The 10,238-nt window shown below is 70.3% G+C and carries 11 protein-coding genes; 3 read left to right on the top strand and 8 right to left on the bottom strand.

Translation table 11 applies throughout. The annotated features are described in order from the left end of the window. Positions 1–10: 10 nt before the first annotated feature. The 3 genes from LTT61_RS04995 to LTT61_RS04985 form a co-directional block, all read right to left on the bottom strand. Complete coding sequence (locus LTT61_RS04995; protein ID WP_233018752.1) at positions 11–856, bottom strand: 3-hydroxybutyryl-CoA dehydrogenase; 846 nt, start codon at positions 854–856, stop codon at positions 11–13. Positions 857–959: 103 nt separating this feature from the next. After that, positions 960–1,601 (bottom strand): dihydrofolate reductase family protein, encoded by a 642-nt coding sequence (locus tag LTT61_RS04990; protein WP_233018751.1) that lies wholly within the window; start codon positions 1,599–1,601, stop codon positions 960–962. A 203-nt stretch (positions 1,602–1,804) separates the two neighbouring features. Continuing rightward, complete coding sequence (locus tag LTT61_RS04985) at positions 1,805–3,169, bottom strand: MFS transporter (protein WP_233018750.1); 1,365 nt, start codon at positions 3,167–3,169, stop codon at positions 1,805–1,807. 248 nt (positions 3,170–3,417) lie between these two features. On the opposite strand from LTT61_RS04985, the gene LTT61_RS32595 reads away from it, so the two are divergent. Further along, a complete protein-coding gene (locus tag LTT61_RS32595; protein WP_269821849.1) occupies positions 3,418–4,209 on the top strand; it encodes a TetR/AcrR family transcriptional regulator in 792 nt (263 codons plus the stop codon). Between the two features lie 245 nt (positions 4,210–4,454). Next, the gene (locus LTT61_RS04975; RefSeq protein WP_233018749.1) at positions 4,455–5,666 is read left to right on the top strand and encodes a cytochrome P450; all 1,212 of its coding nucleotides are present in this window, start codon (positions 4,455–4,457) and stop codon (positions 5,664–5,666) included. 43 nt (positions 5,667–5,709) lie between these two features. Here LTT61_RS04975 and LTT61_RS04970 read toward each other — a convergent pair whose 3' ends face one another. From LTT61_RS04970 to LTT61_RS04960, 3 genes are all read right to left on the bottom strand, one after another. After that, entirely contained in the window at positions 5,710–6,429 is a 720-nt protein-coding gene (locus LTT61_RS04970; RefSeq protein WP_233018748.1) for an alpha/beta hydrolase, read from the bottom strand. Between the two features lie 9 nt (positions 6,430–6,438). Then, positions 6,439–7,296, bottom strand: coding sequence for an SAM-dependent methyltransferase (locus tag LTT61_RS04965; protein ID WP_233018747.1), 858 nt, complete (start codon positions 7,294–7,296; stop codon positions 6,439–6,441). Between the two features lie 83 nt (positions 7,297–7,379). Continuing rightward, the gene (locus LTT61_RS04960) at positions 7,380–7,970 is read right to left on the bottom strand and encodes a maleylpyruvate isomerase family mycothiol-dependent enzyme (protein ID WP_233018746.1); all 591 of its coding nucleotides are present in this window, start codon (positions 7,968–7,970) and stop codon (positions 7,380–7,382) included. 71 nt (positions 7,971–8,041) lie between these two features. Between LTT61_RS04960 and LTT61_RS04955 the strand changes: the two genes are divergently transcribed. Beyond that, positions 8,042–8,650 (top strand): TetR/AcrR family transcriptional regulator, encoded by a 609-nt coding sequence (locus LTT61_RS04955; RefSeq protein ID WP_233018745.1) that lies wholly within the window; start codon positions 8,042–8,044, stop codon positions 8,648–8,650. Positions 8,651–8,693: 43 nt separating this feature from the next. Here LTT61_RS04955 and LTT61_RS04950 read toward each other — a convergent pair whose 3' ends face one another. Both LTT61_RS04950 and LTT61_RS04945 read right to left on the bottom strand, forming a co-directional pair. Continuing rightward, positions 8,694–8,960, bottom strand: coding sequence for a hypothetical protein (locus LTT61_RS04950; RefSeq protein WP_233018744.1), 267 nt, complete (start codon positions 8,958–8,960; stop codon positions 8,694–8,696). Next, positions 8,957–10,213, bottom strand: coding sequence for an MFS transporter (locus LTT61_RS04945; RefSeq protein WP_233018743.1), 1,257 nt, complete (start codon positions 10,211–10,213; stop codon positions 8,957–8,959). The genes LTT61_RS04950 and LTT61_RS04945 overlap by 4 nt, the downstream gene beginning before the upstream one ends. Positions 10,214–10,238: the final 25 nt, after the last annotated feature.

The raw sequence follows: 10,238 nt of genomic DNA, 5'->3' as shown, positions 1-10,238 counted from the left end.
CGCGTCGTGGTCAGTACCGGTAGAACCCGCGACCGGACTTCTTCCCGAGGTGCCCGGCATCGACCATGCGGCGCAGCAGCGCGGGCGGCGCCTGATGCGGCTCGGCGAACTCGCCGTACAGCGACTCCGCGGCCGAGAGCGCGACGTCGAGGCCGATGGTGTCGAGCAGGGTCAGCGGGCCCATGGGGTAGCCGCAGCCGCCCTTCATGGCGGTGTCGATGTCCTCGGCCGAGGCGTAGCCGGAGTCGAGCATCCGCACTGCCTGGCACAGGTAGGGGATGAGCAGGGCGTTGACGATGAACCCGGCCCGGTCCCCGGCGCGCACGGCCGTCTTGCCGAGGGTGCCGGTGACGTAGTCGGCGACGGCCCCGGCGGCGTCGTCGTCGGTGACGAGGGTCGAGATGATCTCGACCAGCGGCATCACCGGGACGGGGTTGAAGAAGTGCACGCCGACGACCCGCTCGGGCCTGCGGGTGGCGGTGGCCATCTTGATCACCGGGATGGAGGAGGTGTTGGTGGCCAGGATCGTGTCCTTGCCGGTCACCTCGTCGAGCCGGGTGAAGATCTGCCGCTTGAGCTCCTCGATCTCGGGCGCGGCCTCGATGACGAGGTCGCGCTCGGCCAGGTCGCTGTAGTCGGTGCTCACCCGCAGCCGCTCGAGCACCGCCGCGGCGTCCGCCTCGGCGAGCTTGCCCTTGCGTACCGCCCGGTCGAGGGAGTCCCGCACCCGCCGGCGCGCGGCGTCGGCGTACTCGCTCTTGACCTCGAGGATCACGACATCGCTGCCCGCCCGCAGGCAGACCTCCGCGATTCCGGCACCCATGGTGCCGCCGCCGACAACGCCGATCTTCCGCACTGTGAACCTCCCGGGCGATGTGTCGCCACACGTTGTTGTGGCGCATGAATCGTGCCCGATGTAGCTGCGCTGCCGCACCATCGGGGGCACCTGTTGTGCAGTGTTACGACGGCGAGGGCGCTTCGTGCTGTGCCGGCACCGTGGTCGGCGCACCGAGCGGGGGATGGTCGAGGACGCGTGGCCGGTACTCGACCAACTGGATGCCGCCGTCGAAGGTGCGGTGTTCGATCATCTCGAGCGCGATATCGGGATAGCCGTCGTAGATCCGCTCCGCGCCGGTGGCGCCGGTGATGACCGGGAACATCACGACCCGGAATCGGTCGACGAGCCCGGCGCGCAGCAGGGAGCGGCACAGGCTCAGGCTGCCGATCGTGGTGAGGAGGCCAGGGCCACGCGCTTTCATGCCGCGGACCGCCTCGACCGCGTCGTCGCGCACGAGTGTGCAGTTGGCCCACGTCAACGGCTGTTCGAGCGAGGAGGAGAAGACCACCTTGGGTGCTGCCGTGAGCCCGTCGACGGACGCCTGCTCGTCCGGCCGGAACTCGTCCTGGCCGTCGGGGACCGCGCCGGTGGCGAAGCCCGACATCAGGCGGTAGGTGTTCGCCCCCATCAGGTGGGTGGCCTCCGGCTGTTCGCCGAGCCAGGCGAGGTACTCCGGACCCTCGAGGCCCCAGAACCCGGGCCAGCCCGCTCCCGACGCGTAGCCGTCGAGGGAGGTGATGAAGTCGCCGAGAAGCTCCGCCATGGTGCTGTCCTTTCCCGTTGGTGTCACGAGTTTCGACGGCCGTGGCGGCGCGAACTCATCGGTCGGCCTACGGGTGCGGCTCTCGGTGGGACGGAGCCGAGCCGGCTACGCCGCACCGAACGCCGTGGCGAGGTCGAGGTCGAGGCCGGGGTCGGTGGCCCGCACCCACAGGCGCTCGGACAGCGCGGCGCCGCCTGACGGCGTCATCGGGCGGCAGCCGTCTTCGGCGTGCGCCTGGCGACGAACAAGCCGATGAGCAACGCCGCCCCCGTGAAACCGACGGCCGCGAGCACCGCCGTGGAAAGGCCGTGTGCCAGTACTTCCCTGCTGCCTGCGGCGCCGTTCGGGTGCTGGTCGCCGGCGGACTGGTAGAGCGTGGTCAGTACCGCGACGCCGAGGGAGAGCCCGATCTGCTGGGTGGCCTGGAGCAGCCCGGAGGCCGCACCCATGTCCCGGGGTTCCAGCCCGCCGAGCACTGTCAGGTTCAGGGTGACGAAGGCGAGGCTGAGCCCGGCGCCGAGCAGGACGAACGGGCCGAGGACACCGGTCACGTAATTGCTCGACTCGCTGGTGGTGGTCAGCCACACCGCTTCCAGCATCATCAGGAGCACACCGGTGAGCAGCATCGGTCCGCGCCCGAACCGCGCGATGAGCGCGGGTGCGGTCTTCGCCACGGCGAATTGGACCGCGGCCATTGGCAGGAAGGCCAGCCCGGCCTGGAGCGGGCCGAAGCCGAGCGCGTCCTGGAGGTAGAGCGAGAGCAGGATGTAGGTGCCCGCCATGGAGGCCATGAGCAGGACGAAGGTCAGGTAGGCGCCCGCGCGGACCGGGTCGTGCAGCAGCCGCAGCGGCATGATCGGTTGGGCGGCGCGGCGTTCGATGCGGACGAACAGCGCCACCAGGGCGAGGCCGGTGAGTATCGGTGCGAGGGTGGCGGGGTCGGTCCAGCCGTTCGCGCCGTTGGTGAGGCCGTAGACGATGCCGACCATGCCCAGGGTCGAGACGATCGCGCCGAGCAGGTCGAATCGGCCGCGGTGGCGTTCGGTCTCGGTGAGGTACCTGGCCGCGAGCAGGATGGTCACCAGCCCGATCGGCACGTTGATGAAGAACACCAGCCGCCAGCTCAGCGTGGTGAGCACGCCGCCGAGGACCAGCCCGAGGGTGATGCCGAAGCCGGTGACCATGGAGAACACCCCGAGTGCCCTGGTGCGCTCCGGGCCGTCGGCGAAGGTCGCCGCGATCATCGACAGCGCGGCGGGGCCGGCGAAGGCGAAGCCCGCACCCTGCAGGGCGCGCGCGGCAATGAGCACGGCCTCGTTCGGGGCGATGCCGCCGAGCACGGAGGCGGCGACGACGAGGGACAGGCCCCAGATGAACATCCGCCGTCTGCCGAGGATGTCGCCGGCGCGGCCGCCGAGCAGCAGCAGTCCGCCGTAGGCCAGGGAGTACGCGCTGAAGACCCACGCCAGCGCGAGCGCGGACATGCCGAGCCCCGACTGGATCTCGGGCAGGGCGATATTGACCACGTTGCTGTCCACCGCGACCATGAGCTGACAGGTCACGATCACACCGAGGACGATTGCGAGTCTGCGGTCACCGGTGCGCGGCGGATCGGTTTCTCGCCTGTCCGCAGCGGGGGCGGGATCCGGTACGTGCGCGGTCGATTGGGTATCTCGGCTGGTCATAGACGGTCCGTTCGACGGAATCGGAGGGCGTGGGCGGTGACGCGGCCCTGCGCTGTTGCTCCACGCTTGTAGACTGGACTCAGCATAGAGGCCGCGCGGCTTATCGTCTACAACCGTTGAGTGAGGGTGCTGTGACCGTGCACGACATCGACAGCCTTCCGGTCAGCCGGGCCGAACGGCGCAGCCAGACCAGGCAGGCGATCCTCGACGCCGCCGGTGAGCTCTTCGCCGAGCGCGGCTACCTGGAGACGACGGTGCGGGCCATCGCGCAGCAGGCCGAGGTCGACCCGGCGCTGGTGATGCAGCACTTCGGGACGAAGGGTGCACTGTTCGACCAGGTCGCGGGCATCCCGGTCACCCTCGACGACGCGCTGGAGGGGCCGCCGGAGGAGCTGGGGGAGCGGTTGCTGCGGCACGCGTTCGCCGATGTGGACCGCAAGGACGACCGGACCATGCCGGTGCTGCGCTCCATGCTCACCCATCCCGAGGCCGCCCACGCGGTGCGCTGCGCGATCATGAATCCCGAGAGCAGCCCGTGGACGCGGGTCGTGGTCGGTGCGGATGCCGAGCGGCGCTCCGCCCTCATCGGCACGCTTGTCCTGGGGGTTCTGCTGGCGCGGTACATGGTGCCGATCCCGGGGGTGGCCGACGCACCGGCGGAGCGGCTCGTCGAACTGCTCGGCCCCTGCCTGCGTCCGCTGGTCGTCGCGGATCCGCCCGGAGCGGCCGCGGAGCCGGAGTCGGCGCTGGATGCCCTGGTCGAGGCTGAGGCCGAGCGCCGGTCGGCGGCCGAGCGGGTGGACGAACGCGCCAGGGCGGCGCTGGCCGCCGGGGCGTCCTACGGCGATATCGGCCGCGCTCTCGGGATGAGCAGGCAGGCTGCGCGCAAGCGGTGGCCGCACAGCGCCGACACCCTGGGATGACAACTTGAGTTGTCATCCCAGGGTGTCGCTTGGCGGGTGCGCTTCGGGCGCCGCACTGACAACTGTGGTTGTCGCTCCGGTGCACCCCCTACGCTGCCGCCGCGTTAGGGGAGGGGACTCGTCCCGTTAGGGGTGCCGGTCGGCAACCCCCGGACATACCTTCTTCAAGACGGAAGCCGTACTCCCGCAGGGAGTCTCGAAGGCGCACGAGCGTCGCCGACGGCGGATCATGAAGGAGTTACCCGTTGACCAGTCTCGACACCATCGATGTCTTCGATCAGGAGCGTTACCTCGACGGGCCGCCCTACGACGATTTCGCGATCCTGCGGCGGCAGGCGCCGGTCTTCCACCACCCCGACCCCGAGGTGCCGGAGGGGCACTGGGCACTGACCCGGCACGCCGACATCGTGCACGTGGCGCGGCATCCGGAGCTGTTCTCCTCCGAGCGCAAGGGCTCACAGCCGCAGGAGTTCGACGAGGTCGCCATCGACGTCCAGCGCCGCATGATGATTCATCAGGATCCGCCCCGGCACAGCCGGGTTCGCTCCCTGGTGAATCGCGGTTTCACTCCGCGCGCCATCCAGCGGGTGCGGCCGCGGGTGGTCGCCGAATGCGAGGCGCTGGTGGATCAGGCGATCGCCGTCGGCGAGTTCGACCTCGTGCGCACGCTCGCCGCCGAGTTGCCGCTGATCGTGATCGCCGAACTCATGGGGATTCCGCGCGCGGACCGGCAGCACATCTTCGAATGGTCGCGGGCGATCGCCGGTCAGACCGATCACGAGCAGGGCGGTGCCGAGCAGACCCGGCGAGCGGTCATCGAGATGTCCGGATACGCCTCGGAGCTGGGGAACGAGCGCCGCCGCTGCCCGCTGGAGGACACGGTGACGCGGATGGTCAGCAAGGACGAGCACGGGAATGAACTCACCGACGAGGAGTTCCAGGCCTTCTTCATCCTGATGACCGTCGCGGGCAACGAGACCACCCGCTATTCGATCGCGGGTGGCGTCGAGGCCTTCGCTCGGTTTCCCGACCAGTGGGCCCGGCTGCGGAACGATCCCGAACTGGCGCCGACCGCCGCCGAGGAGATCGTGCGCTGGGTCTCGCCGACCAAGGTCTTCCGCCGCACCACGACCGCGGACACCGAGGTGGGTGGCCGGCTCATCCCCGCGGGGGAGAAGATCATGGCGCACCTGGTTTCGGCCAACCGGGACGAGGCGGTCTTCGCCGAGCCCGAGAAGTTCGACATCGGCCGCAACCCCAACCCGCACCTCGGTTTCGGCGGGGGCGGCCCGCACTTCTGCATCGGCAAACACCTGGCGGTGATGGAGATCGAGATCATGTTCGCCACACTCGCGCGCAAACTGGCGCTGATCGAGATCACCGGCCCGACTCCTCGGCTCCGGTCGTACCAGTTCACCGGCATCGTCGAGATGCCGGTACGCGTCGTGCCCGCTTGAGCGCGCAGCTGTTCGGCTCGGGCACCGTCGATCCCCTGGACGTTCAGCGCCGCAGGCTCTCCCCGACCCATAGCGCCGCACGCTCGACCGCGGTGCGCGACTCGTCGGTGTGGTCGAGGATGTCGAAGCTGTGCTGCCCGTTCGGCACGTCGATCACCTCGACGCCGATCCCGTGCCGCTCGGCGGCCTCGGTGAAGGCGGCGACCCCGGCGGCGAATTCCGGCGCCTCGCGTCCGGCCCGGGTGAGCAGCACCGGCAGTTCACCGGCGTCCGCGACCGCGTCGACGGGGGAGAAGCGGGGGTCGACGCCCCAGCCTTCGGGCCGGGCGAGCAGCGGGTAGGTGAGCGCCAGGCAGCGCAGCCATCGCGGCGGTTCGCGCAGCCAATCGGCGGCGAGCAGCCCGCCGCCGGAGAAGAACCAGAGCGCGACCCGCTCCGGATCGGCCTCCGGCAGCGCCCTGGCCCGCTGCACGGCCTCGGCGACATCCGCGGCGGCGTCGGCGTAGCCGGCCGGGCTGTGCAGGCGGTGGTCGACGGTGACCGCGAGCAGCCCCTGTCCGGCCAGCAGCGCGCCGTACCCGGCGAACATCGGCCAGTCGCGCGGGGCGACCGGGATATCGGGTGGCACCGGCCCGCCGTGCACCAGCACGACCACCGGGTGCGGGCCAGGGCCGGGGGAGTAGATGTCGATCGTGCCCTCCCGGCGCCGCGGATGCTCGGGCAGGGGCAGCACGAAGGGCTGGAGATACGAGGGAACCGCCACGCTCCCAACCTATCCGACGATCCGCGCCCCCGGTCTCGCGCTGCGGACGGCGGCGATCGTGCCGACCTCGGGGCCGGCCAGGGCGGCGGTGCGGCCGAGCGCGGTGACGGCCTCGTTCCAGCTCTGGAATTCGGTGTCCCAGCCGAGATCGCGGAGCAGGAACTCGATCTCGGACTCGGGGCCCGCGCCCCGATCGGGGTCGCCCGCGGCGACCAGCTCGTGCAGTTCCCGGTAGCGGTCGGTGCTGGCGGTGTCGGAGGCGACGCGGTTGACCGCGAACCGGCTGCCGGGGGCGGAGAGCTCGGTGAGAGTGCCGACGATCGAGCGGGTGTCATCCGCGGGGAGGTAGCCGAGGGTTCCCTCGTCGATCCAGCCGGTCGGACGGTCGGGCCGGAAACCGTGTGCACGCAGCGGCTCTGCCCAGTTCTCGCGCAGGTCGGCGGCGATCACCGCGCGGCCGCAGCGCGGGACGGCGTCGCCGAGCACCGGTTCCTTGAACGCGAAGGTTTCGGGCAGGTCGATCTCGAAGACGGTGGTGTCCGGCGGGAGCTCGAGGCGGAAGGCGCGGGTGTCGAGTCCGGCGCCGAGCAGCACCAGCTGGCGGATGCCCGAGTCGACGGCCTCGCGTACCCGGTCGTCGGCGAGCCGGACGGCGACGCTGCGCCCCTCCTGGAACCTCTCGGCCAGGGTGCGGAACTGCTGCCAACGCTCGGCGTCGAAACCGGGGCGTGCGGCGGCGACGAAGGCCGCCGCGAACGGGTCGTCGTAGAGGCGGTCGGGCCGCTCGCTCTCCTTCGCCCTGATCACCGCCACCCCGATCGCGGTCATCGCCACTCCGGCCACCGGCACGCTCGACGCCTCGCCCATCTGCCCTCCCCCTGCTCGATGTGTCGCCTCCAGCATGCCGCATCGGGGGGCCGGGCGGCGGGAATCGGCGCCAGGCATGCGGGCTACGAATGCAGCGGGTCGACGAAAAGAGAATCCCGTGGGCGCTTCCAGTGGGGATCCCGGCCGAGCAGGGCCGCGATGGCGTCCACAGCGGATAGCGGTCGATCGGGCTGCACCGGGGGCCGGTAGACGCCATCCGGGCCGTTGAGCGTACTGCCGGGCCCGGTGATCGACCGGGCGATCGGCAATGCGAGGGCGGTGAGCCGGTCCGGCACCGGGCAGGGGCGGGACAACGCGCGGGACAGGTCCCAGCGGTGCACGAGCATGTCGACGAAGTGGACCGACAGCACTGTGTCGGTCGCCATCGGGCCGCGCTGTGGCAGGTTCACGACATCGCCGGTCTGTTCCATGGCGACCACCCACCGTGCGGCTGTGCGCGCGAAATCGTCGCGGGGGTTGTCGGCGTGGTCGGCGATGGGCGCGAAGACGGACTCGATGACGGCTTCGTGGCGTTCGTTCATGTGCCGCAGGAGGTCCGCGACGGTCCAGCCCGCACACGGAGTCGGCGCGTGCAGGTCCGCATCGGAAACAGTGGCCACATCGTGAGCGATCAGCGCCAGGGCCGTCGCGTCGAGTCGTAACAGATCACTCATAGGGCACTCTCTCGTCAGCATTCGATCGTCCGCGCTGATAATAGCGAACGATCAACCGCTATAATGGACGGATGTCTCCACGCAACTCGTTCGCCGAAGCGGCCCGTACCCGGGACGGAATCGTGCGGGCCGCGGTCGGCGCGGCGTCGTGCGTCGGTCTGGAAGGTCTCACCATCGGGTCACTCGCCGACCGGCTCGCGATGAGCAAGGCGGGGGTCGTCGGCCCCTTCGGATCCCGCGAAAACCTGCAGAACGCCGCGCTCGAACAGGCAGGCCAGATCTTTCGGACCACAGTGCTCACCCCGCTGGCGGAGGTGCCTCCCGGCGCGGCGCGCCTGGCTGGACTGATCGATTCCTGGATCGCCTATCTGGCCGACTGTCCGTTTCCCGGTGGATGTTTCGTCACCGCGGCATCGACCGAGCTCGATGGGCGGCCCGGAGCGTTGCGGGCTCGCCTGCATACGGTCGTCACTGAATGGCGCGCCCTTCTCATCGCCGAAATCACTGCGGCACAACAGGAAAGTGCTGCTTCGCATCGACCGCCCGAGGAGATCGCCACCGTGCTCATCGGCATCTCGATGGCGGTCAACCAGGAAGTTCAGCTGCTCGGCGACGAATCCGCCGCCCAGCGCGGCCGCGCCGCCATGCGCACCGCGGCCGGACTGGCTCCGTCGCCATGAACTGACGCGCGAGCCGGGCCCACAGGCCGCGGACGTCGGCGGGTCATCGGTACTCGGCCACGGCCTGCGACGAGGAACGTCTCGAGGAGGTGGCCTGCGGAACCTCGCGGGCGATACCGCGGGTCATGGCGAGCGAATCGGGAAGGAACAGGAAGGCGAACTTGCCGCGCTCGGCCTTCTGGGCGCACCGCACCTGGGCGTCGAGGTTCGTGTAGCTGGCGGGATCGACCCCCTCGGCGCGCCACGACAGGCTCTGAGAGCCATACCCGGAACCCAGGTGCAGGCCGAGAATCATCGTGCGATCGGTCATGAGAATGCCTCTGTCGAAGGAGAGGTGTCGGAAGCGGTTCCGATGCGGCTGATTCGGAGGCCGGGCCGCGGGAAGCCGTGCCGCCGCGCCACGACCACGATGGCGAACACCGGCACCAGGAACGCGAGCGTGACGAAGGGGAGCGCACCGCTGCCGATCCCCGCGACAACCGATCCGCCGATCACCCCGCCCGCCGCGATGCCGAGGTTCCACCCTGTCACCAGCACTGCCTGGGCCGTATCGACCGCGGCGCCGGCGGCATTGGTCAGCGCCGTCTGCGGGATGGCGGTACCGGCTCCGCCGAACCCGAGACCCCACACCGCGGCACTGAGAAAGAGCGCCACCGGCGACTGGACGAGCAGACCGAGCCCGAGCATGCCCGCGGCCAGGACCAGCACGCCGACGACCATGAGACCACGCAGGTGCCGGTCGACGAGGACGCCCGTTCCCCAGAGCCCCAGCAGCGCGCACACACCGAAGGTCAGGAGGAAGGCGCTGACACTGCCGGCCATTCCCCGGGCGGAAAGGACGGACGACGCATACGTGTAGAGGGCGTAATGACCCATGATCAGAAGCACGGAAGCCGTGATCACCGCGGCCACGCCGGGCAGCCGGACCGTCCGGGCGATCGACATTCGTTCAGATTTGCCCTGGCCGGGGAAGTCCGGGACCACCGCGCGCACCCAGACCAGCACGGCTGCAACGAGAATCGCCATCGCCAGGAAGGTCACCCGCCAACCCACCGCGCTCGCCAGCAGCGCCCCCAGCGGCGTGCCGAAGGCCATCGCGACGGGCGGACCGGACAGGGCGATCGCGAGCCCGCGCCCTCGATGCTCCGGTGGTGACATCCGGCTCGCGTACCCCGCCAGGATCCCCCACATCACGCCCGCGAAAACACCGGTGATGAACCGCGCGACGAGCGTCAACGCGAAGGACGGCGACACCGCGACGACCAAGACCGTGGCGAGGTATCCGACCAGGGCCATGACCAAGAGGCGCCGCCGGGGCCAACCTGCCGTCGCGCTGATGATCGGGATGGCTCCCGCAATCGATCCGAGTGCGTAGACGGTGACGGTCTGCCCTGCCGCGACCTCGGAGACGCCGAGGCCCGCACTCATCGCGGGAAGGATGCCGGCGGGCATTGTTTCCAGCGTGGCGGTGAGGAAGCCGCTGGCGGCGAGGGCGAGAAGCCCGCTCAGTGGGAGCCGGGCGCTGCGGGGGGCCGCCCTCGGCGGCACCGTCTGCTGATCCATCCGTCCATCGTGCAAGCTTCACATC

Source organism: Nocardia asteroides (genome assembly GCF_021183625.1).
In the GTDB taxonomy this organism is placed as follows: Bacteria; Actinomycetota; Actinomycetes; order Mycobacteriales; family Mycobacteriaceae; genus Nocardia; species Nocardia asteroides_A.
This window is presented reverse-complemented; position numbering and strand designations above follow the sequence as displayed.

Excerpts from the sequence above, each read along its gene's own strand:
- LTT61_RS04990 (WP_233018751.1), bottom strand. The coding sequence starts at position 1,601 with ATGGCGGAGCTTCTCGGCGACTTCATCACCTCCCTCGACGGCTACGCG.
- LTT61_RS04965 (WP_233018747.1), bottom strand. The coding sequence starts at position 7,296 with ATGGGCGAGGCGTCGAGCGTGCCGGTGGCCGGAGTGGCGATGACCGCG.
- LTT61_RS04960 (WP_233018746.1), bottom strand. The coding sequence starts at position 7,970 with ATGAGTGATCTGTTACGACTCGACGCGACGGCCCTGGCGCTGATCGCT.
- LTT61_RS04955 (WP_233018745.1), top strand. The coding sequence starts at position 8,042 with ATGTCTCCACGCAACTCGTTCGCCGAAGCGGCCCGTACCCGGGACGGA.
- LTT61_RS04950 (WP_233018744.1), bottom strand. The coding sequence starts at position 8,960 with ATGACCGATCGCACGATGATTCTCGGCCTGCACCTGGGTTCCGGGTAT.
- LTT61_RS04945 (WP_233018743.1), bottom strand. The coding sequence starts at position 10,213 with ATGGATCAGCAGACGGTGCCGCCGAGGGCGGCCCCCCGCAGCGCCCGG.